Consider the following 20,948-nt stretch of genomic DNA (forward strand, 5'->3'; position numbering starts at 1 on the left):
AGTGCTGAAAGCATCTAAGCATGAAGCCCCCCTCCAGATGAGATTTCCCATCACGCAAGTGAGTAAGATCCCTCAGAGACGATGAGGTGGATAGGTTCGGGGTGGACGCATGGCGACATGTGGAGCTGACGAATACTAATCGATCGAGGACTTAACCCAAGAAAAGTGGAGAGAGCCGCGTTCAGACCGACGGCTGCGCTGGAACCCGGCCAAACGGAATCCTGATTCCGGACGGACGGGTGAAGCGGGGCTGCGGTCTGGCGAACGGAACTGGACACAACGAAAAGCGCAGGCGGCCGTTCAAGGCCCGACCGGCGTAGAGACGGCCCATTCTGGAAATCCTGATTTCCAGAATGGGACGGCTTACGACCCGAGGGTCTGGCCGCCGAGCTGGACACAACAACTTTCAATGTCGGTTATCCAGTTTTGAGAGAACAGGAAATGGCGGCAGCCCGACAAAAAGGGTTGTAAAACTCGTGAGAGTTGCTATAATAAATCTTGTCTTTCATAACACAGGTCCAGTGATGATGGCAGAGAGGCCACACCCGTTCCCATCCCGAACACGGAAGTTAAGCTCTCTAGCGCCGATGGTAGTTGGGGGCTTCCCCCTGCGAGAGTAGGACGTCGCTGGGCTGTTTATTTCTATCTTGCTTCCATAGCTCAGCAGGTAGAGCACTTCCATGGTAAGGAAGAGGTCATCGGTTCGAATCCGATTGGGAGCTTGTTCCATCAATTCAATTTTTGTAAGGCCCCTTGGTCAAGCGGTTAAGACACCGCCCTTTCACGGCGGTAACACGGGTTCGAATCCCGTAGGGGTCACCATTTCGGAGGATTAGCTCAGCTGGGAGAGCATCTGCCTTACAAGCAGAGGGTCGGCGGTTCGATCCCGTCATCCTCCACCATTCAATTTTACTGCGGAGGGGTAGCGAAGTGGCTAAACGCGGCGGACTGTAAATCCGCTCCTTCGGGTTCGGCAGTTCGAATCTGCCCCCCTCCACCAGCTTTTAATAATTCATTGGGGCATAGCCAAGCGGTAAGGCAACGGGTTTTGGTCTCGTGATGCCTAGGTTCGAATCCTAGTGCCCCAGCCTTTTTTTGTTTTGAGCCATTAGCTCAGTCGGTAGAGCATCTGACTTTTAATCAGAGGGTCGAAGGTTCGAGTCCTTCATGGCTCACCATTTTGTTATTAAGGCAATTTAATAACAACAGACATGCGGATGTGGCGGAATTGGCAGACGCGCTAGAATCAGGCTCTAGTGCCCTTTACCGGGCGTGGGGGTTCGACTCCCTTCATCCGCACCACTTATAAAGTATCGAGGGGCCTTAGCTCAGCTGGGAGAGCGCGTCGCTGGCAGCGACGAGGTCAGGGGTTCGAGCCCCCTAGGCTCCATATCGATTCACTGGAAAACGGCAGAGATGCCGTTTTTTTGTTGTCTTTATTTCTGGCTCTGCACTATTTGTTGGGGTCAAGAAGCAATTCAGCCAGCAGAAAATGCATGCAATCTTCCAATACTCTTATACTTGGATTGACAAGAAACAAGATTAAGATTGGAGATGTGTGCACTTGCATTCCATCATGTCTATCCCTGGTTGGGAAAATGTCCTGGTCAGACGCGTGGAACAGGCGGAGGACAAGCTGTGCCTCCACATGGAGGGGGGCCGTCATGGATATGAGCCAGTCCTTCAAAGCGGCTGTCCGCGAAGCGCTGGGCCGGCCGGTCATCATCGCCGACCGGTTCCGCTGCTGCCGGTACATCCACCAGGCGCTCGACCGTGTCCGAAAACGGATCCAGTCGGACTGGGGGGCTACGACCGGAAGAAGTGCAAGCGCAAACGCCATGTGTTCCATAAGAACAGCGAGAACCTGACCGACCATGAACGGTGGTATCTGGACCGTTACCTGGAGAAGGATGGCGACCTCAAGGAAACCTACGGGCTTAAGGAAGCGTTCAAAAGGTGGTTCGCCGCCGCCAGGGAGAACGGCTAGGAAGCGGTCGGCAGCGCTAAAAAGGCATTGGAGAATCTCTATCGGCTGGTCGATGATTCCGGGATGAAGGAATTCCAGACTGCCTGCCGGACGCTCCGCAACTGGCAGACGAAATCCTCTGACGAAGGCCCTTATTTCCTGAAGACTCCTTTTTAGAGGGAATAAATGGTATAGTACAGTAAAAGTATAAAGAAAATTTAGAAATAAAAGGATAAAAAAATGTATAACTACACTTTTATGGAGTACATCTTATTTTTCGGCCGTTTTAAGAATTCGAAGCTCGCTGATAACATGAAAGGGAAGACGTTATTGATTTCCGGAGCCAGTTCCGGGATCGGGAAATCCCTTGTTTATCAGCTGGCAGACGCTGAAGTTCATTTAATCGTTGTGGCGAGACGGGGAGAGTTACTGAAGGCGATTGCAGATGACCTTTCTGATAAGCCTGCGACGATCAGCATCGCGGAAAAGGATTTAAGAAAACCGGAGGAGGTTAAGGAGCTCATTGAACTGATTCATCAGTTACCGGGAGGACTGGATGCAGTAATCAGCAACGCAGGACATTCGATCCGGCGGCCACTCAGCCAGTCACTTGACCGGTTTCATGATTTCGAACGGACCATGTCGATCAACTATATGGCTCCCGTTCAGCTCTTGCTGTCTGTCATTCCGCTGCTCGAGAAGTCGGAAGGGATGATCGTGAATGTCTCCACGATAAATGCGCTCCTGCCACCAGTTCCTTATTGGGCTGCTTATCAGGCTTCAAAAACAGCTTTTGATGTCTGGCTTCGTTCCGCAAAACCGGAATTGGAAGGAATGGGAATCCGGACGGCTTCGGTTTATTTGCCACTCGTCCGGACACCGATGATTTCACCGACGGCTCGTTATGCCCGAATGCCGGCGATGCATCCGGATCATGTGGCGAAAATTATTTGCGAAATCGTAGTGAAACGGAAACAGCTGTACAAACCATGGTGGCTCTTTCCTTTCCAGTTGGGTTCTGTCCTGTTCGCCGGCTTTCTGGAGCGCGTGCATATCCAAAGAATCAGGAAAAAGGAAGGGGACCGGTAATCATGTTTCAGCTGTTGGCGGCTTTGCATAAGATGAAGTTGTTTTCATTGAAAGGGCTAGCCGGGAGCGTGTCAGCCGCACACCGCAATGGTGTTAATTTAATGATGCTGCTGGAGACCGCTGAAAACGCATGGGGGTCCCGGCCGGCAATCACCGACGACTACGGAACGGTTACATATCAGGAACTCGCATGCATGGCAAGGGAGCTGGCCGATCGGTTTTATGAGGAGGAGCATGTCAGGCCCGGGGAAACGGTGGTGTTCGCCTGTCAAAATCACGCGGGATTTGTAAGCGCTCTGTTCGGCGCCGCCCGCCTTGGTGCCGATTGCTGTCTGTTGAATGCGGACTGCAGCGCAGAACAGCTGCGGGCGGTGATTGGAGAAAGACAGCCTGCGCTCATCGTTTACGATCAGGAAATCCTGTCCTGCCGATTCATCGCAGAAGAAGTTCACGGACGTCACCTGGAGATCCGTTCGGGACGCGTTGAATTTACAGAAAGAAGATCCGAAAAACCAAAGCCAGGCTGTCCGCCTCGGCCATCAGGTCATCTGCTCTTGCTCACCGGAGGAACGACCGGCAAACCGAAGGAAGCCGGCCACAAACCGTCACTATTCCGGTATTTGACGCCTTTTTTGGCGCTTCTGACTAAGCTGAGACTGCCCGAGTACCGGACGATGTACACCGCGACGCCGCTCTATCACGGCTACGGACTCGCCATCATGCTCGTCTCGGTCGCACTTGGCCAACTCCTTATCCTGACGCGAACTTTTAAAGCAAAACAAGCCTGCTTTCTCGTCACATGCCATAGGGTGGATGTCCTGATCGCTGTTCCGCTTATGGTGCAGAAAATGCTGGAGGAAGATGAACACAGCCTGTCTCCACTTAAATGTATCGCTTCCGGAGGCGCGCCTCTTCCTTCGAAACTGGCGGCTGAAATCACAAGAGTTTGCGGTCCCGTTCTGTACAATTTATACGGAACGACAGAGGCGGGATTGAGAACCATTGCCACACCCCAGGATCTTCGGACAGAACCAAACACGATCGGCCGAAGATTAAAGGGCTCCCGTCTCGTCGTGCTGGATGAGAACTCCCGGCGGGCAAGGCAAGGCGAAACGGGCAGAATCTGCGCAAAAGTCCACCGCCAAGGCGGAACGGATCAGACATGCTGGATGGATACCGGCGACTTGGGGTATCAGAATGAAAAGGGCTTGTTTATCCTTTGCGGAAGAGCGGATGACATGATTGTCTCCGGAGGGGAAAATGTTTATCCGATCGAAGTGGAAAGAGTGCTCGTTGGGCACCCGGCAATCGCGGAAGCTACGGTTATCGGCGTGGAGGATGAGCTGTTCGGAGAGCGTCTGCAAGCGTTCATACAGCTTGAGGACGGCTATGCGCTTACAGAGGAGGAACTGTCACAGTGGCTGAAAAAGCGGCTGGCCCGATTCCAGCAGCCGGCGCGCATCCGGTTCGTTGAACGGCTGCCGCACACCCCGCTCGGCAAGCCGGATAAACGGAGACTGGCAAGCCTCTGACCATCCCTTCCGCTGTTTTGCCCTGATTTTTACGGGTATATCAAGTATAGCGGCAATGCGGTATGAGAGGGGGGAGGGGCATGACAGAATGGTTCCTGGCACTGCCGGCTGTTATGCAGGCCTTTTTGGCGACGGTATTCACATGGGGGCTGACCGCAGTAGGCGCGGCCTCTGTTTTTTTAATTAAAGAAGTTAAAGTGACAGTCATGGATTTTATGCTCGGCTTCGCCGGCGGTGTGATGATCGCTGCCAGCTTCTGGTCGCTTCTTTCCCCGGCGATCGATATGGCGCAGGACGTGAGCTACTTGCCGCCGTGGGCTGTGGCGGCGCTCGGATTTCTGGGTGGCGGCCTTTTTATTTTTTTGATCAACCGCTATGTCCCTCACCGTCATGCAAGTGATAAAGGTGCTGAACACTTAACAAACCGGAATATTTTGCTGCTGCTGGCGATCACGCTCCACAACATACCGGAAGGACTGGCGATAGGCGTCGCTTTTGGAGCGGTGGCTGCCGGCTATGAGTCTGCTTCATTGGCCGGAGCGGTGGCGCTGGCTGTCGGTATCGGCATTCAGAATTTTCCTGAAGGCGTGGCGGTTGCGATGCCGCTGAGGAGGGAGGGCGTCTCACGGACGAAAAGCTTCCTCTATGGCCAAGGGTCGGCTCTCGTGGAACCGGTGGCTGCAGTCGCCGGCGCGTTGGCGGTCGGTTTTATGCAGCCGCTTCTGCCCTACGCGCTCAGTTTTGCGGCGGGGGCCATGATTTTTGTGGTGGCGGAAGAAGTGATTCCAGAATCTCAATCCCATGGAAATCAATCATTGGCAGCCAACAGTCTGCTGATCGGGTTCGCCGTCATGATGATTTTGGATGTGGCGCTTGGATGAATCTTAAAAACGCATCAGCCGTTTTACTGGGTGATGCGTTTTTATTGTGCATTCACTGACCGATGTATTCGGATTCGGGACGGAATATGACGTTGTCAGCGAGCTGTTCGATGGCGTGAGCGGTCCAGCCGACGATTCGGGCTGTACTGAAGACAGGGGTGAATAACGCAGGCGGCAGGGAAATGGCTCGCATGACGGCGGCCGCATAAAACTCCACATTGGTGTAAAGTGCACGGCCGGGTTTATAGTCGGCCAGGATCTGGACGATTTCCTGCTCGGCCTGTACGGCAAGGTCGAGCCATTCATCCTCTCCTGCCAGTTTACGGAATCGTTCACGAAGGAGAACCGATCGAGGATCTTCTGTCCGGTAGATGCGATGACCGAATCCCATGATTTTTTCACCGTGTCCCAGCTTTTCCAATACAACCGGGCGGATGCATTCAGGTGAATGGATCTCCTCCAGCAAATCGATGACGCCCGAGGGAGCGCCGCCATGGAGCGGGCCTTTCATCGTCCCTAAAGCGGAAGTGATGGCGGAGACGAGATCGGATTCTGTAGAAATCGTGACTCTGGCAGCAAACGTGGATGCGTTCATCCCATGCTCCATCGTTAACTTTAAATAAGATTCCAAGGCATCTGTATGGGCAGCCGGCGGCTTTCTGCCGGATACCATCCATAGGAAGTTGGCAGTATGACCGAAATCCGGGCGGGGCCCGATCGGATCAAGCTCATGCTTTTTTCGATAAAGCAGAGCGATTGCTGTAGGTAAAGCCGCTGTCAGGAGCAGGGCTTGCTCCGATGGCGGCTTCCGATTGAAACTCTCAGAAGACCAGGCGGATACCAGTGTCCGCAGTCCGTCCATTAGCGGCGTGTCATCCGGGAGCGATGCGGCCACCTGTTCCACATGGTCCGGCAGAATGCGGTGCTGTGCGAATGCATCGAGCAATTCCGCATACTCCTTTCCTGCTGGGAAGCGGCCGTTCCATAAATAGAACGCCATTTCTTCGAAAGACCGTCCATTCACTAAATCTTCTATCCGTTCTCCCCGATACTTGAGTTCTCCCAATTCCCCGTCCACAGATCCGATCCTTGTCTGAACGGCTACAATTCCTTTCAGCCCTTTTTGGAACATGGCAGATTACCTCCTTTTTCTTTTACCATACCTCCAGACGTTGATTATGAAAATTAATTGTTTATTATTGAATTAATTAATTTAAATAATTGAAGGAGAGGTAGCATGGAACTTTCATGGCTCAGAACATTCAATGATGCAGCGGAAACGCTGAACTTCCGCAAGACTTCCGAACGGCTTCTCATGTCTCAGCCGAGTGTGACCGTACAGATTAGGCTCCTTGAAGAAGAACTGGGCGTACAGCTGTTCCGGCGGGAAAAGAATCGGGTCACCCTTACCGAAGAAGGGCACGTTTTCAAGAGGGAAGTGGCAGTCATTCTGCAGGGGTTGGCGGAAGGGGTAGGAAGAATCCGTTCCTTTGCGCAAGGTTACCGGCGAAAATGGACGCTGGCCATTTCTCCTCTGATGGCAGAGACGATTCTTCCGTATATCCTAAAAGAATTTATGGCGGACCACACGGAATTGGAGGTTGCTGTGAAAATAGAAGAGTCGGTCAGAATCGAGCAACTGGTGGCAGAAGGTGCAGTTTCGGCAGGGATTTCGGCTTTGCCGCCTGAGTCGAGAAACATCAGCGGATTTCCGCTTTATGAGGATCCGCTTCTGTTCATCGTGCCGCCTGATGCGTATGACGATGAGACCGGTCCTGAGATTGAAGCAGAGGAAATGCTCAAAGTTCATCGGCTGTTCATAGGCCATCATCCGGTTTTTTGGGATGAACTTCTCTTAAAATTACGGAAACAGCTTCTTTTTGTCCAGACGATGCAAGTGACGCAGGCCCATATAGCAAAACGTTTCATACAGGAAGGGCTCGGCGTATCGGTTCTGCCGAAATCGACTGTGCGCAGGGAACTGACGGAAGGGCGGGTGGCAGAAGCGCGTTTCCGGCTATTTCCGCTTACTTCAGTCAATTCCTATTTCCTTTGCGGTGAGTGCGGGGATTTGGAAAAAGAGCTCATCAGCCGGATCCAAGCTGTCCATTTTACTTGAAAAATGCAGAGTGATTGTACCCGAGCAGACCCATCTGCAATCATCAGTTTCCGTGGTACGTTCTCTGCCGGATAAACAGCAGAAGAAATGTCCGGCGGCGTTGTTGAATAAATATACACTAAATTGTGAAGTTGAGCCATCCGAATCCACAAGGTACAATGAAAGCAATTAACAGGGGAGGTATAAAATCGTGAATAAATTGAACATCTCTATTATCGGTGTGCCAATGGACCTTGGCCAAAACCGGCGCGGCGTCGATATGGGGCCGAGTGCAATCCGTTATGCAGGGGTAGTGGACCGTCTGAAGAGCATCGGCCATGAAGTGAAGGATGAAGGGGACATCACAATCGACAAAGCGGCACCAGAAACATCGGAGGGAACTAATCTCCGTAATTTGGAAGCGGTTACGGGCGCGAGTCAGGAACTTGGCGATAAAGTGAATGCCGTCGCAGAAGCTGGGAATTTTCCGCTCGTCCTTGGCGGTGACCACAGTATCGCCATCGGCACGCTGGCGGGAATCGGAGATCGCCATCAGAATCTCGGGGTCATTTGGTACGATGCCCATGCCGATATGAATACGAGTGATACATCGCCGTCAGGCAACATTCACGGGATGCCGCTGGCCGTCAGCATGGGACTCGGCCATGAACAGCTGACCGGTCTGCGGGGTTACACGCCGAAAGTGAAGCCGGAGAACATCGTCATCATCGGGGCTCGCTCTATTGATCCAGGTGAACGAAAGCTGATCAAAGAGAAGGGCGTGCGTGTCTACACCATGCATGAAATTGACAAGCTGGGAATGAACGCGGTGATGGAAGAGGCGATCCAGTACTTGACCGAAGAACGGAAAACCGACGCGGTCCACTTATCGCTGGACCTTGACGGCATTGATCCGATCTACACTCCGGGCGTCGGAACACCAGTCCCTGGAGGGATCAGCTACCGGGAAAGCCATTTGGCGATGGAAATGCTGCACGATGCCGGTATCATCACTTCTGCCGAGTTTGTCGAAGTCAACCCGATACTCGACGAAAAAAGCCGGACAGCGGATGTCGCGGTGGCACTGATCGGTTCACTGTTCGGAGAAAAATTGCTGTAATGAAGACGGGCATCTCTGCCCGTTTTCTTTTTTTGCTCCAATTTCTGCTAAAGCATCAAGAAATGAATAGTTTTCCTTCTCCCACTTTTGTTACGATAAAATTAAGAAAAAGTGAAACCCATCGGTATCTTAATCGTATACAAATGATAGCCGCACAGGCGGAGGGAATTGAGCGCATGGATTCGTTAGTCAAAAAAAGGGTGGAAAGAGTCAGAAAAGGGGATCGGGATGCTTACGCTGATGTAGTGGAAATCTACCAGAATCAGCTGTTCCAGATTTGCTACCGCATGCTCGGCAATCGCCATGAAGCGGAAGATATCGCTCAGGAAGCATTTGCGCGCGCCTATTTCAATATCCATACCTTTGATACGAATCGCAAATTCTCAACTTGGCTATTCCGCATTGCGACGAATTTATGCATAGACCGCATCCGGAAAAAGAAACCGGATTACCACCTTGATGCAGAAGTCAAAGGGACGGAGGGGCTGACGATGTATTCACACATCGCCGCAGAAGACCGCCTTCCCGAAGAAGAGCTGCTGACGATGGAAGTGCAGGAGCGGGTGCAGTACGAGATCAGCTGCCTTCCCGAAAAATATCGGGCGGCAATTGTCCTCAAATATATGGAAGAGCTGTCTCTGGCGGAAATCAGTGAAATTTTAGATCTTCCTGTCGGAACGGTCAAAACCCGGATTCATAGAGGACGGGAAGCTCTTCGGAAACAATTGAGCAATTTGTAGGAGGCGATCCGCATGGCCGGATGTCCGGAAAAAATCATCAGCCTTATGCACGACTACTTGGACGGGGAACTGGATCGGCATGATGAGCAAGAGCTGAAAAGACACCTGGATTCGTGCGAGGACTGTCATCAGCATTATTACGAGCTGACGAAGACAGCTGCCCTTATCCAGAGCGCGCCGAAAGTTCAAGCTCCGCCCGATTTTACTGATCGGACGATGGCCAGACTGCCTAAAGGATACGCAAGGGCCGGAACGAAACGCTGGCTGCGCCGGCATCCGTTTCTCGCGTCCGCCTCACTTTTCCTGCTCTTGATGAGTTCGATGCTGCTCACGAGTTTCAATAATGATCAGCAATTTTCATTTACAAAGCAGCCGAACGTCATAGTCGAGGGAGAGACGGTCATTGTGCCGGAAGGTGAAACGGTGGTCGGTGATCTGACCGTCCGCAACGGGGATATCCGAATCGAAGGCGAAGTGCAGGGGGATGTGACTGTCATCAACGGCTCCCAGTACATGGCATCGACAGGGGTCATTACGGGGACGCAGGAAGAGATCGATCAAGCCTTTGAATGGCTTTGGTATACCATCAAAAATGGCGTGCAGGACACGCTGTCACTTTTCGGGGGCAGCGGGGAAACCGTCGAAGAATGAAGCCGGCTCTGTGAGGGCCGGCTTTTTGCTTTTCATTTACTGGACCAGATAGCCGGAAAGCTGTTCCGGCCCGGTCTCTTTTAACCGGCGGGACCTTTCTTATGACCCGGGCGTCCTGTTATTATGCTATACTGGAAGGCAAGTGAGGGAAAAGCGAGGGTTGTCAGATGCCGCTTCTGGAAGACTTAGCAAATCAAACACCGCTCGAACTGGTCATCAATGTAGCTGATGTCCTGCTCGTGTGGTTTGTCATATACAAATTGATCGCCATTATAAAAGGGACGAAAGCTGTCCAGCTCCTTAAAGGGATTTTTGTCATTATCATCGCTCAGTTCGCTACCCAGTGGATGGGCTTGGAAACGCTGCAATGGCTCATCCAGCAAGTGCTGGAATGGGGTGTGCTGGCGATTATCATCATCTTTCAGCCGGAACTCCGGCGCGCGCTTGAACAGATCGGGCGAGGAAAGCTGTTCGCCAGCAGTACATTGCAGGAAGAGTCTGAACGCAACCGTCTGATCGAAGCGATGAAAGCGTCTGTAAGTTATATGGCGAAACGGCGCATCGGGGCGCTGGTTTCGATTGAACGGGAAACGGGATTGAGTGACTACATCGAAACCGGTATCCCGATGAACTCGGATTTAACGTCCGAACTGATGATCAATATCTTTATCCCGAATACACCGCTCCATGACGGTGCGGTGATCGTGCAGAAAAACCGGGTTGCCGCCGCCGCCTGTTACCTTCCATTGTCAGAGAGTCCGTTCATTTCCAAGGAACTGGGCACCCGGCACCGCGCTGCACTGGGGATAAGCGAAGTGACCGATGCCATTACGATTGTCGTATCCGAAGAGACCGGCGCCGTCAGTCTGACAGCGAACGGTGATCTCCATCGAAACCTGTCGATCGAGGATTTTGAGGAAAAACTGCGCCGTCTCTGGTTTGGAGAAGGTGAAGAACAGCAGACATCCGCCTGGTGGCAGCGGGGAGGGAAACGCAGTGGATAAAATGATGGATAATCCGTGGTTTCTAAGAATCGTCGCGCTTCTTCTGGCCCTTCTGATGTTTTTTACCGTCAGAACAGCAGAAGAGAACGCGAGTCCGAACTCTACAGAGCGTGAAGTGCTGATGGATGTGCCGGTGGAAGTCTTTTACGATAATGAAAGTGCAGTAATTACAGGGGTCCCGCCGACCGTGGACATGCAGATTGCCGGGCCGGGAACTATGGTCCAAAAAACGCGGCAGCTGATGGATTTCACGCTGTTCGTCGATCTGCGCGGCTTGGATTATGGAAAGCACCAAGTCATGATCCAGACCGAGAACCTGTCGGATGAACTTCAAGTAAGAATCGATCCGGCTGTACTTGAAGTGAGTATCGAAGAACGGGTGACGAAAGAGTTCAGAATCGATCCGGAAATCAACGACCAAATCCTGGCGGAAGGGTATTTCATTGAAAGCACAAGCGTGGACCCTGAAACCGTGCTGGTGACAGGGGCGGAAAGCGCAGTTGAATCGATTGCGGTCGTGAAAGCCGTTCTGAACACGGAAGCAGACGATATTGACGAATCGTTTACGGCGGAAGCGCGGGTCCGGGTGCTTGACGCTGATTTAAAGCAGCCGACGGTCACAGTGGAACCAGAGACCGTCCAAGTCACGGTGAATGTGGCGGAATACAGCCGTGAAGTGCCGATCACCATCCGTCAGACCGGTGAAGCGCCTGACGGTCTGGTAGTGCAGGAGCTTACGCCTTCCCAGGAAACAGTTACACTTTTCGGACCGAAAAGCACCGTCGACGCCATTGAGGAATATGTCGTGGACGTCAACGCCGGGGTTCTTTCCGAGACGGACAGCACCATTGAAGTGAACCTCGAGCCGCCGCAGGGAGTTCGGACAATCGAACCTGTGGAACTGACCATCCAGGCGGATATCCAAACGGAGGAAACAGCAGCTGCCGAACAGCGAAAACCGGCAGCTGCGGCGGCTGAACTTCTTCTGGGCGCTGCCGACGAGAGCCGACGGGTGTTCGCGAATGTCCCTGTGCACGTGAAAGGGCTGGGTCCGGATTACCGGATCCTGTTCACAGGGGCGGAAAAAGGCCGTTTGTCATTGGCTGTGACAGGCAATAAAGAAGTGCTGGATACATTGACGCAGGCGGATTTTGAACTTTACATAGAAGCGAAGGAAGAAACTGGCAAACAGCTGCTGACCGTCCATTTCACAGGGCCGGAAGCTGCAAGCGGGTGGCAAGTGGCGCCACGCCTCATTGCTGTCGAAGTGGTGAAACAAGTTTGAGTCCATAGCGGACGAACAGGACTGAAGGAGAGAAAAGAATGGGAAAATATTTTGGTACGGATGGTGTCCGGGGCATAGCGAACAGCGAACTTACGCCTGAACTGGCATTCAAACTTGGCCGGATCGGCGGTCATGTACTGACAAAGGAAGCAAAAGACAAGCCCAAAGTGCTGGTCGGAAAAGATACACGGATCTCAGGACAGATGCTGGAAAGCGCGCTGACGGCAGGGCTCCTGTCAGTCGGAGCGGAAGTGATGCGGCTCGGCATCATCAGCACGCCAGGGGTTGCTTACTTGACCCGGGCGATCGGCGCTGATGCGGGAGTAATGATCTCTGCTTCACATAATCCGATGGCGGATAACGGAATCAAATTTTTCGGACCGGATGGATACAAATTATCAGACAGTCAGGAATCGGCCATCGAGGAATTGCTGGATGCCGGAGAGGATACCCTTCCCCGGCCGATAGGAGAAGACTTGGGAAACATCACACAGTACTTCGAGGGCGGCCAAAAATACTTGCAGTACTTGAAACAGACGGTCGATGATGATTTAGCGGGCATCCACGTGGCGCTCGACTGTGCGCACGGCGCGACGTCCCAGCTTGCGACCCACGTCTTTGCCGATCTTGATGCCGATATAACTTCCATGGGCGCCTCACCGAATGGGCTGAATATCAATGAGGGAGTCGGATCCACTCATCCTGAAGCGCTGGCTTCCCTTGTCGTGGAAAAAGGGGCCGACGTCGGCTTGGCATTCGACGGAGATGGCGACCGGCTGATTGCGGTGGATGAACGCGGCAGGATCATAGACGGTGACCGGATCATGTACATCTGTGCGAAGCATTTGAGCGCGGAAGGGCGCTTGAAAAACCGGACGCTCGTCACCACGGTCATGAGCAACATGGGACTGTATAAAGCGCTTGAAGCGAACGGTATTCAAAGTGTGCAGACGGCCGTCGGCGACCGGTATGTCGTCGAAGAAATGAAGCGGAATGACTATAACCTCGGAGGAGAACAATCCGGGCATATCATTTTCCTCGATTACAATACGACCGGCGACGGATTGCTGACGGGTCTTCAGCTGGTGAACATTATGAAATTCAGCGGCAAACGGCTGTCAGAACTTGCGGATGAAATGGAGATTTTTCCGCAGAAACTGCTCAATGTCCGGGTGACCAACAAATACGCAGTAACGGACAATGCGAAAGTCGCTGCCGTCATTGCGGAAACGGAAGCGGAAATGGCCGGAAACGGCCGCGTGCTTGTCCGGCCTTCAGGAACGGAACCGATTGTCCGTGTCATGGTGGAGGCTGCTTCCGAGGAAGATTGCGAACGGTATGTGAACCGGATTGCCGCTGTGGTAAAAGAAGAAATGGGGCTTGACTAATACTTGAAACCGCCTGTTTTGGACAGGCGGTTTTTTGGTGCTTCTGTTTGACGGAATGAAAACAGACAAGGTATGATGAAATGGCAGTTTCTGCCCCCGAAAAGGAGGGAAAAGAAAGGGAAATCGGAAAACAGTCAAAAGCGCCAGTGCTGGGGAAATCGGACGGAAACACATCCCCAGCAGACGAGGAGGAGGAGTATCGAGTTTTCGGCGGATACCTCCCGGCCCGGAGCCCGGCCGTTACGCCCAGCAGCAAAACAGCGGAGCGATCTGCTGCACAACCTGACTGGGAAGGCTTTCCAGAAGCGTCTGCCTCGCAGAACGCTTATTTAACTATTGTATTGGAGGAAAATCATATATGTGCGGAATTGTTGGCTATATCGGTGAGCAGGATGCAAAAGAGATTTTATTGAAGGGATTGGAGCGGCTGGAGTACCGCGGATACGATTCCGCAGGTATTGCCGTCCGGAACAGTGCAGGCATCACCGTTTTCAAGGAAAAAGGCCGGATTGCCGATCTGCGTGCGGAAGTCAATGGAGACGTGGAGGCTGTGACAGGCATCGGCCATACACGCTGGGCGACCCATGGTGTTCCGAACCACGTGAACGCGCATCCTCATCAGAGTGTGACAGAGCGCTTTACAATCGTACACAATGGCGTCATCGAAAACTATCATCATTTGCAGCGGGATTACCTGCAGGGCGTGTCCATGAAGTCGGATACGGATACAGAAATTGTTGTCCAGCTGATCGAGAAGTTTTCAAGTGAAGGGCTGACGACGAAAGAAGCTTTCACGAAAACATTGGAGCTGCTGAAGGGATCCTACGCTATCGCGCTGATGGATGCTGAAGAAGCGCAGACCATTTATGTGGCTAAAAACAAAAGTCCGCTCCTGGTAGGGCTGGGCGAGAATTTCAACGTCGTGGCATCCGATGCGATGGCGATGCTCCAGGTTACGGACCAATTCGTGGAATTGATGGACAAGGAAATTGTAATCGTCCGGAAAGAAAACGTCGATATTTATACGCTCGGAGGCGACCGGATCGACCGGGATCCTTTTACAGCACAAATTGATATGAGCGATATTGAAAAAGGGACTTACCCGCATTATATGCTGAAGGAAATCGACGAGCAGCCGGCGGTGGTCCGAAAAATCATCCAAGCCTATCAGAATGAACAGGATGAACTGGCAATCGAGCCTGAAGTGCTGGAAGCTCTGCAGCAAGCAGACCGGCTCTATATCGTCGCAGCAGGCACAAGTTACCATGCCGGCCTGATCGGCAAAGAGTATCTTGAAAAACTGGCGAAGATCCCTGTGGAAGTCCACATTGCCAGCGAGTTCGGCTATAATATGCCGCTATTGTCTGAGAGACCGCTGTTTATCTTCATTTCCCAGTCAGGTGAAACAGCCGACAGCCGGCAGGTGCTGGTGAAGGTGAAAGACCTTGGGCACCCTGCCCTGACCATCACCAACGTGGCCGGCTCCACGCTGTCACGCGAAGCGGACTATACGCTTCTGCTCCATGCCGGCCCCGAGATCGCAGTCGCTTCGACAAAAGCATATACGGCACAGCTTGCCGTCCTGTCCATTTTGTCAGCTGTAGCAGCAAAAGCGAAAGGCCTGGACATCGGTTTTGATCTTGAGCAGGAACTCAGCATCGCAGCGAATGCGATTCAAGCGCAAGTGGACGACAAGGAGAACATGGAAAATATCGCACGGGAGTATTTGGAAACGACGCGCAACTGCTTTTTCATCGGCCGGAATCTCGATTACTATGTCGGCCTTGAAGGGGCACTGAAACTGAAAGAGATTTCCTACATCCAGGCAGAAGGCTTTGCCGGCGGCGAGCTGAAGCACGGGACGATCGCGCTTATTGAAGAAGGGACGCCGGTCATCGCGCTTGCGACACAGGAAGCGGTGAATCTGAACATCCGCGGAAACGTGAAGGAGGTTGTGGCGAGAGGCGCAAACCCATGCATCATTTCCATGGCTGGCCATGCGGAAGATGAAGACCGTCTGGTGCTTCCGGCCGTGCACGAGCTGCTGGCACCGATTGTATCCGTTGTGCCGCTTCAGCTGATCAGCTACTATGCAGCACTTCACCGCGGGTGCGACGTGGACAAGCCCCGCAATTTGGCGAAGTCGGTAACTGTGGAATAAACAATGAATGACAGAAAGCCGGACCGGCGCACTTTTGTGCGTCAGTCCGGCTTTTTGCGTGCAGTTCTGCCGGTTAATCCACGATATATTGTGTTTCAACCTCGTAAGCGGGGCCGTCTTCAGGCGTCAGCCAAGCCTTGATTGTGTAAGTGCCAGGCTCGAGGTCCAGCTGGGGCAAATCGAACTCGTAGCTCAATTCCCCGCCTGGTTCAATCGTCTCTTCCCCAAGTGCCTGGATGTAGGTGCTGACAGATGACAGCAGGTAGAGCTGTTCGCCGCTTTCTGACAGGAGAGCGAAATCGAACCGCTGACCGCTTGTGAAATTGAACGTCACCGCTTCTTCTGTCTGGTTCGTCAAGGTGTAGCGGTACGTATCAGCGTCGACAGGTTCGATGGCGGGTTCGAGTTCCCCTGCAGTAATGCCTTCACTTGCTTCACCGTTCACTTCGCCGCTCACTTCTTCTTCCTCCACTTCCGTTTCCGGTGTTACTTCCGCTGTTCCGCAGGCCGTAAGAAACAGGACCGCCAGCAGCAGAAGAGTTTTCATCCATTTTTTCACAGTCATATGCCTGTCCTCCTTTCCTCATTAGACCGTTTGAAGGGAAAAGATGTTTCATTGAGCAGCAAGAAAAAGTACCGCAGGAGGGTAAAGTCTGTTTTAATGGAATTATGGATCCTCAAAACAGAGAGGCGGGGCGGACCTTGAGAAAAAACGCATTGTTGATCGGCGGCTTGCTTCTGATTGTTGTGGCAGTTGCCGGATTGTATTTCGGCTACGACGTTAAACAAACAGCAGAAGGAGAGGGGCCGAGCGAGAAATGGCTGTGGGTGTCTTTCGCTTTCCAGCTCACGGCGGGGCTTTGTTTCCTTTGGCAGCACTTCTCACTGAAACGCAGTAAGGGTCACCCGACTGACTGAACAGCCGGCAGTACCGGAAAACTCCTTCCGGAATGCCGGTTTTTTGCCGGGAACTTTTCCTGTAAAATAAAGTCCTATGGAACGTAACCGGATTGCCACTGTCATTTGCAGGGGAAAGCCGGTATGATGGAAGTTGGGTTCCAGAAATTACACGTATGGGAGTTAATCTTATTTATGACGTTATGGGAATGGTTTGTCGCACTTATTTTGGGCGCTGTCGAAGGGCTGACGGAATTTGCTCCGGTATCTTCGACCGGCCATATGATTTTAGTGGATGATATATGGCTCCAATCTTCGGCATTTTTAGGAGGGCCGGTCGCCAATACATTTAAAATTGTCATCCAGCTCGGATCGATTCTCGCGGTCGTCGTCGTATTCTGGCGCCGGTTTATCGATCTTCTTGGGCTGGACCGGCTGTTCGGCGGGCAAGATGGGCGGCTGGAAGAGGGCAGGACCCACCTTAAACTGTCTCAAGTAATCGTGGGTCTGTTGCCGGCGGGCGTATTGGGTGTGCTGTTCGAGGATTACATCGACGAGCATCTGTTTTCGGCCGAGACAGTCATGATCGGGCTGGCGGCAGGAGCCATTCTAATGCTCGCGGCCGACTGGATCAGTAAAAAAAACGGTGTGCCGGAAACGGATACGGTCGATAAGATTACATACCGCCAGGCGCTCATCGTGGGGATTTTCCAATGCTTTGCGCTTTGGCCGGGATTTTCACGATCAGGTTCCACGATCTCGGGAGGTGTCATTCTCGGCATGACCCACCGGACGGCCGCCGATTTCACCTTCATCATGGCCGTGCCGATCATGTTCGGCGCCAGCGCGCTGTCGCTCGGTAAAAACCTGCAGTACTTTACACCTGATGTCCTGCCATTCTTTATCGTCGGCTTTATCAGCGCATTCATCGTGGCGCTGATTACCATCCGGTTTTTCCTGAAGCTGATCGACAAGATCAAGCTCGTGCCGTTTGCCATCTACCGGCTTGTGCTGGTGGCTGTCATTTTCATCGTTTATTACTTATAAGTGTCTGAAGAAAACCGGTTCCTTCGCAGGGGCCGGTTTTTGCATGGAAAAATAGAGTCTCAGCGAATAATTGAGCTGTATCAATTTTTTGGGGGAAAAGCGATGCTATGATTCAGGTATCACAAGGAAGGAAGGAATGAAGCGGAATGGAAAGACGGAAAGTGGAAGTGTTTGCAGCCGATTGCGCGATTTGTGAAGAGGCGGTCACCCAGATTCAGGCGCTTGACTGTGAAGACTGTGAAGTGACAGTCATTGATATGAGCAAAGGACAGGCTGATGAGTGCTGCACAACGAAAGCGGCAGAATACGGAATCACTTCACTTCCGGCGGTAGCTGTAGACGGCGAACTCCTCAGCTGCTGTGTCCGCCATGAATTTTCAGCGGATGCCATTAAAGAAGCGGCGTGCTGATTCTGCCGTTGACCGGTCCTCAAAACAAGCGTCTGCAGTGTCTGCAGGCGCTTGTTTTTGTCAAATGATGCTTTTGTCCCGGCCATCCGGCATTACTTTCAAACCTTCCTGGCGTATGTTATGCTTGGAGGAACGCGGAGGCGGAAAGAAGTCAGTCTCCATACTCTTTCCGGCTGCTTTCAGCCTGTTTTCAATCGGCTCGTCAAGTGACAGTGACAATTTCCAAGGCCAGTAAGGGGCGGACTCAGGCCTGCCCGTTCAACCGTTCGCTGCCCATGACAAACGATTACAAAACAAAGGGGCTGAAAATTTGGGGAAACTCGCTGGAATAACACAAGCACCGCAAACCGTAACGATTAATATAAACAACGAAGACGGAATCTCTGAAGCAAGAAGAGAAGGCAGAAGTTTCATGGAAAGTATGCCGTTCGGTCTGATTGATAAGTCAAGAATCATGACGGTGATTTCGGAGCTTGCCCGGAATATTTTCAACTACGGGCTGCCTGGTAAAATCATGCTGGAGACAGTGAAAGCGGGAGTGCGTTCAGGAATCCGTTTAACAGCGACAGACCGGGGACCGGGCATTCCTGACATCGGCAAAGCGCTCCGGTATGGCTACTCGACTTCCGGCGGACTCGGGATCGGACTGCCAGGCGTGCAGAAAATAATGGATGAGTTCTGTTGTGAATCGATCGTCGGCTCCGGTACGAATATAACCGCAGTAAAATGGTTTTGAACCGATGCCTCCCGTCAGCCGGGAGGTTTTTCATTGGCAAAATGAAGAGGGAAATCCCGATTCATGGTAAAATATATAGGATTGAGATATCCAACAGCTGAAAGAGAGTGAATGGAATGGGTCGCAAATGGAACAATATTAAAGAAAAAAAAGCGGCGAAAGATAAGAACACGAGCCGGATTTACGCCAAATTCGGCCGGGAGATTTATGTGGCGGCGAAGCAGGGAGAACCTGATCCAGAGCTCAACCAGACATTGAAATTCGTACTGGAGCGGGCAAAGACCTATAATGTGCCGAAAGCGATCATCGACCGTGCAATCGAGAAAGCGAAAGGCGGAAGTGAAGAGAATTATGATGAGCTGCGCTATGAGGGGTTCGGCCCGAACGGTTCGATGGTAATTGTCGACGCTCTTACGAATAATGTGAACCGGACCGCATCCGATGTGCGTGCCGCATTCGGGAAGAACGGCGGGAATATGGGGGTCAGCGGTTCCGTTGCCTATATGTTCGACGCAACGGCTGTCATCGGCGTTGAAGGCAGAACAGAAGAGGAAGTCATGGAAATCCTGCTCGAAGCCGACGTCGATGTGCGTGATATCCTGGCAGAGGAAGACGGCGTCATTGTGTATGCGGAACCGGATCAGTTCCATGCTGTCCAGGAAGCTTTCCGGACGGCAGGCGTGGAGGAGTTCTCAGTGGCCGAGCTGACGATGCTGGCACAGAATGATGTCGAACTGCCGGAAGACGCCCAGGAGCAGTTCGAGAAGATGATCGATGCCATCGAAGATCTTGAAGATGTGCAGCAAGTCTACCACAACGTGGAGTTAAGCTGATCCAGCTATCAATGAAGAGGAGCGGAAGGTTTATGGAACCATTCATCCGGAACGACCAATACAACTTTATCCGCAGGCAGGCCCAGAAGCTCGTGAACGGCCACTCGACCGTTGCTGACCAGTCGGTTCTTAAAGCGCTGGAGTCACTTGTCCTGGAACAAGTGATGAGCCGGTTCGGAAAGCTGACGGACGAGCAGAAGTGGCTGCTTGATCCGATTGTGAACATCCAGGACAAAGAAGAGGCGGAGCGTTTCATGGCTCACTTGAAACCTTATTTGATTCCATTCGATGAACTGACTGACAATACCGTGAAAAAATTGTTCCCGAAAGCCAAAAAGCTGAAAGTGCCGGCAATGCTGAAAACCGACCTGCGGGAATTCTCCTATATCGGCTGGGACGATGTGGGTTCCCAGCGGCGATATCTGATTCTGCAAAAAGACGGCCGGCTGGTCGGCGTATCCGGGAACTTCGGCAGCAATTCGAAAAAAGGGATTTGCGCGTTCTGCCATAACTACACAGAGACGGGGCTCTTTTTGTCGGAGACGAAGGGTTCCTCGCAGGAAGCATTTGTTAAAAGAGGCAATTATATTTGCAGAGACAGCCGGACATGCAATCGGAATTTGACGACCTTGGAACGGATCGAGGATTTCGTGGAACGGCTGAATCGTTAAGGAGGCGGCAAGTATTGGCGAAAATCACCCCTTTTTTCATGTTCAGCGGACAGGCGGAAGAAGCGATGCGCTTTTATGTCTCCCTATTCGGGGATGCGGAAGTGCTTGAAGTGATCCATAATGAAGACGGAACCGTCCAGCAGGGGATATTCCGGATACAGGAGCAGCTGTTCATGGCGATTGACAGCTCTGAAGATCATGATTTTACGTTCACCCCTGCGGTCTCCCTGTTCGTCAACTGCGATTCAGATGCGGAAATTGACCAGGCATATGGCCTTCTGAAAAGCGGAGGCGCGATTCTCATGCCTTTGGATGCATACCCGTTCAGCAGGAAATTCGCCTGGGTGCAAGACAAGTACGGCCTTTCCTGGCAGCTGAACTTGCCGGAAGAGCAGCAGACTGTTAATTGAAAAACCCTTGTTTTCCTGTCTTTCCAGGA

The 20,948-nt window shown here is 52.3% G+C and carries 20 protein-coding genes, 8 tRNA genes, 2 rRNA genes and 1 pseudogene; 29 read left to right on the top strand and 2 right to left on the bottom strand.

What is annotated here, in order from left to right; all coding sequences use genetic code 11:
* The 14 genes and pseudogenes from CCE92_RS06150 to CCE92_RS06215 form a co-directional block, all read left to right on the top strand.
* A 23S ribosomal RNA gene (locus CCE92_RS06150) occupies positions 1-159 on the top strand; the annotation flags it as partial.
* A gap of 358 nt (positions 160-517) precedes the next feature.
* Positions 518-633 (top strand): 5S ribosomal RNA (rrf, locus tag CCE92_RS06155).
* Between the two features lie 16 nt (positions 634-649).
* Positions 650-722 (top strand) — tRNA-Thr (locus CCE92_RS06160).
* Positions 723-747: 25 nt separating this feature from the next.
* A tRNA-Glu gene (locus CCE92_RS06165) sits at positions 748-822 on the top strand.
* Between the two features lie 4 nt (positions 823-826).
* Positions 827-902: transfer RNA gene (locus tag CCE92_RS06170), tRNA-Val, on the top strand.
* Between the two features lie 14 nt (positions 903-916).
* Positions 917-1,000, top strand: a tRNA-Tyr gene (locus CCE92_RS06175).
* A gap of 16 nt (positions 1,001-1,016) precedes the next feature.
* A tRNA-Gln gene (locus CCE92_RS06180) sits at positions 1,017-1,088 on the top strand.
* Positions 1,089-1,102: 14 nt separating this feature from the next.
* Positions 1,103-1,178: transfer RNA gene (locus CCE92_RS06185), tRNA-Lys, on the top strand.
* A gap of 35 nt (positions 1,179-1,213) precedes the next feature.
* Positions 1,214-1,302 (top strand) — tRNA-Leu (locus CCE92_RS06190).
* 15 nt (positions 1,303-1,317) lie between these two features.
* Positions 1,318-1,390: transfer RNA gene (locus tag CCE92_RS06195), tRNA-Ala, on the top strand.
* Positions 1,391-1,670: 280 nt separating this feature from the next.
* Positions 1,671-1,987: pseudogene (locus tag CCE92_RS16370) on the top strand (transposase).
* Positions 1,988-2,206: 219 nt separating this feature from the next.
* Entirely contained in the window at positions 2,207-3,055 is an 849-nt protein-coding gene (locus tag CCE92_RS06205; protein WP_088006655.1) for an SDR family NAD(P)-dependent oxidoreductase, read from the top strand.
* A 2-nt stretch (positions 3,056-3,057) separates the two neighbouring features.
* On the top strand, positions 3,058-4,587 hold the full coding sequence (locus CCE92_RS06210; RefSeq protein WP_162287820.1) for an AMP-binding protein: 1,530 nt from the start codon (positions 3,058-3,060) through the stop codon (positions 4,585-4,587).
* A gap of 80 nt (positions 4,588-4,667) precedes the next feature.
* Positions 4,668-5,468: a ZIP family metal transporter gene (locus CCE92_RS06215; protein WP_088006657.1), complete on the top strand. Its 801-nt coding sequence runs from the start codon at positions 4,668-4,670 to the stop codon at positions 5,466-5,468.
* 52 nt (positions 5,469-5,520) lie between these two features.
* Here CCE92_RS06215 and CCE92_RS06220 read toward each other — a convergent pair whose 3' ends face one another.
* Positions 5,521-6,600 (bottom strand): citrate synthase/methylcitrate synthase, encoded by a 1,080-nt coding sequence (locus tag CCE92_RS06220; protein WP_088006658.1) that lies wholly within the window; start codon positions 6,598-6,600, stop codon positions 5,521-5,523.
* Positions 6,601-6,705: 105 nt separating this feature from the next.
* Here CCE92_RS06220 and CCE92_RS06225 point away from each other — a divergent pair, with 105 nt between their 5' ends.
* The 8 genes from CCE92_RS06225 (at position 6,706) to glmS (ending at position 15,915) form a co-directional block, all read left to right on the top strand.
* Complete coding sequence (locus CCE92_RS06225) at positions 6,706-7,587, top strand: LysR family transcriptional regulator (protein WP_088006659.1); 882 nt, start codon at positions 6,706-6,708, stop codon at positions 7,585-7,587.
* A gap of 190 nt (positions 7,588-7,777) precedes the next feature.
* Positions 7,778-8,686, top strand: a complete 909-nt coding sequence (gene rocF / locus CCE92_RS06230; protein ID WP_088006660.1) for an arginase — start codon at positions 7,778-7,780, stop codon at positions 8,684-8,686.
* Between the two features lie 176 nt (positions 8,687-8,862).
* A complete protein-coding gene (gene sigW, locus CCE92_RS06235) occupies positions 8,863-9,426 on the top strand; it encodes an RNA polymerase sigma factor SigW (protein ID WP_088006661.1) in 564 nt (187 codons plus the stop codon).
* Positions 9,427-9,438: 12 nt separating this feature from the next.
* Positions 9,439-10,077, top strand: a complete 639-nt coding sequence (locus CCE92_RS06240) for an anti-sigma factor family protein (protein ID WP_088006662.1) — start codon at positions 9,439-9,441, stop codon at positions 10,075-10,077.
* 167 nt (positions 10,078-10,244) lie between these two features.
* Positions 10,245-11,081: a diadenylate cyclase CdaA gene (gene cdaA / locus CCE92_RS06245; RefSeq protein WP_088006663.1), complete on the top strand. Its 837-nt coding sequence runs from the start codon at positions 10,245-10,247 to the stop codon at positions 11,079-11,081.
* Position 11,082: 1 nt separating this feature from the next.
* Positions 11,083-12,366 (top strand): CdaR family protein, encoded by a 1,284-nt coding sequence (locus CCE92_RS06250; protein ID WP_241535902.1) that lies wholly within the window; start codon positions 11,083-11,085, stop codon positions 12,364-12,366.
* Positions 12,367-12,404: 38 nt separating this feature from the next.
* Positions 12,405-13,754, top strand: a complete 1,350-nt coding sequence (glmM, locus tag CCE92_RS06255) for a phosphoglucosamine mutase (protein WP_088006665.1) — start codon at positions 12,405-12,407, stop codon at positions 13,752-13,754.
* Positions 13,755-14,112: 358 nt separating this feature from the next.
* Entirely contained in the window at positions 14,113-15,915 is a 1,803-nt protein-coding gene (gene glmS / locus CCE92_RS06260; protein WP_088006666.1) for a glutamine--fructose-6-phosphate transaminase (isomerizing), read from the top strand.
* A gap of 73 nt (positions 15,916-15,988) precedes the next feature.
* Here glmS and CCE92_RS06265 read toward each other — a convergent pair whose 3' ends face one another.
* On the bottom strand, positions 15,989-16,480 hold the full coding sequence (locus tag CCE92_RS06265; RefSeq protein ID WP_241535895.1) for a BsuPI-related putative proteinase inhibitor: 492 nt from the start codon (positions 16,478-16,480) through the stop codon (positions 15,989-15,991).
* Positions 16,481-16,617: 137 nt separating this feature from the next.
* Between CCE92_RS06265 and CCE92_RS06270 the strand changes: the two genes are divergently transcribed.
* The 7 genes from CCE92_RS06270 (at position 16,618) to CCE92_RS06300 (ending at position 20,919) form a co-directional block, all read left to right on the top strand.
* Entirely contained in the window at positions 16,618-16,833 is a 216-nt protein-coding gene (locus CCE92_RS06270; protein WP_144390981.1) for a hypothetical protein, read from the top strand.
* A 174-nt stretch (positions 16,834-17,007) separates the two neighbouring features.
* Positions 17,008-17,859, top strand: a complete 852-nt coding sequence (locus CCE92_RS06275; protein WP_088006715.1) for an undecaprenyl-diphosphate phosphatase — start codon at positions 17,008-17,010, stop codon at positions 17,857-17,859.
* A 146-nt stretch (positions 17,860-18,005) separates the two neighbouring features.
* Positions 18,006-18,269, top strand: a complete 264-nt coding sequence (locus CCE92_RS06280) for a glutaredoxin (protein WP_088006668.1) — start codon at positions 18,006-18,008, stop codon at positions 18,267-18,269.
* 412 nt (positions 18,270-18,681) lie between these two features.
* Positions 18,682-19,005: an anti-sigma regulatory factor gene (locus tag CCE92_RS06285; RefSeq protein WP_088006669.1), complete on the top strand. Its 324-nt coding sequence runs from the start codon at positions 18,682-18,684 to the stop codon at positions 19,003-19,005.
* A 116-nt stretch (positions 19,006-19,121) separates the two neighbouring features.
* Positions 19,122-19,838, top strand: coding sequence for a YebC/PmpR family DNA-binding transcriptional regulator (locus tag CCE92_RS06290; protein ID WP_088006670.1), 717 nt, complete (start codon positions 19,122-19,124; stop codon positions 19,836-19,838).
* 32 nt (positions 19,839-19,870) lie between these two features.
* Positions 19,871-20,509, top strand: coding sequence for a FusB/FusC family EF-G-binding protein (locus CCE92_RS06295; protein ID WP_088006671.1), 639 nt, complete (start codon positions 19,871-19,873; stop codon positions 20,507-20,509).
* Between the two features lie 14 nt (positions 20,510-20,523).
* Positions 20,524-20,919 (top strand): VOC family protein, encoded by a 396-nt coding sequence (locus CCE92_RS06300; RefSeq protein ID WP_241535896.1) that lies wholly within the window; start codon positions 20,524-20,526, stop codon positions 20,917-20,919.
* The last annotated feature ends 29 nt before the right edge of the window (positions 20,920-20,948 follow it).

Source organism: Indiicoccus explosivorum, assembly GCF_002167005.1.
Lineage (GTDB): Bacteria > Bacillota > Bacilli > Bacillales_A > Planococcaceae > Indiicoccus > Indiicoccus explosivorum.

Bases quoted from the DNA above. Each gene is read 5' to 3' on its own strand.
- CCE92_RS06215 (WP_088006657.1), top strand. From the start codon at position 4,668: ATGACAGAATGGTTCCTGGCACTGCCGGCTGTTATGCAGGCCTTTTTG.
- cdaA (WP_088006663.1), top strand. From the start codon at position 10,245: ATGCCGCTTCTGGAAGACTTAGCAAATCAAACACCGCTCGAACTGGTC.
- sigW (WP_088006661.1), top strand. From the start codon at position 8,863: ATGGATTCGTTAGTCAAAAAAAGGGTGGAAAGAGTCAGAAAAGGGGAT.
- CCE92_RS06265 (WP_241535895.1), bottom strand. From the start codon at position 16,480: ATGACTGTGAAAAAATGGATGAAAACTCTTCTGCTGCTGGCGGTCCTG.
- CCE92_RS06225 (WP_088006659.1), top strand. From the start codon at position 6,706: ATGGAACTTTCATGGCTCAGAACATTCAATGATGCAGCGGAAACGCTG.
- CCE92_RS06250 (WP_241535902.1), top strand. From the start codon at position 11,083: ATGATGGATAATCCGTGGTTTCTAAGAATCGTCGCGCTTCTTCTGGCC.
- CCE92_RS06275 (WP_088006715.1), top strand. From the start codon at position 17,008: ATGACGTTATGGGAATGGTTTGTCGCACTTATTTTGGGCGCTGTCGAA.
- CCE92_RS06240 (WP_088006662.1), top strand. From the start codon at position 9,439: ATGGCCGGATGTCCGGAAAAAATCATCAGCCTTATGCACGACTACTTG.
- glmM (WP_088006665.1), top strand. From the start codon at position 12,405: ATGGGAAAATATTTTGGTACGGATGGTGTCCGGGGCATAGCGAACAGC.
- CCE92_RS06210 (WP_162287820.1), top strand. From the start codon at position 3,058: ATGTTTCAGCTGTTGGCGGCTTTGCATAAGATGAAGTTGTTTTCATTG.
- CCE92_RS06205 (WP_088006655.1), top strand. From the start codon at position 2,207: ATGTATAACTACACTTTTATGGAGTACATCTTATTTTTCGGCCGTTTT.
- glmS (WP_088006666.1), top strand. From the start codon at position 14,113: ATGTGCGGAATTGTTGGCTATATCGGTGAGCAGGATGCAAAAGAGATT.
- CCE92_RS06295 (WP_088006671.1), top strand. From the start codon at position 19,871: ATGGAACCATTCATCCGGAACGACCAATACAACTTTATCCGCAGGCAG.
- CCE92_RS06290 (WP_088006670.1), top strand. From the start codon at position 19,122: ATGGGTCGCAAATGGAACAATATTAAAGAAAAAAAAGCGGCGAAAGAT.
- CCE92_RS06280 (WP_088006668.1), top strand. From the start codon at position 18,006: ATGGAAAGACGGAAAGTGGAAGTGTTTGCAGCCGATTGCGCGATTTGT.
- CCE92_RS06220 (WP_088006658.1), bottom strand. From the start codon at position 6,600: ATGTTCCAAAAAGGGCTGAAAGGAATTGTAGCCGTTCAGACAAGGATC.
- CCE92_RS06285 (WP_088006669.1), top strand. From the start codon at position 18,682: ATGGAAAGTATGCCGTTCGGTCTGATTGATAAGTCAAGAATCATGACG.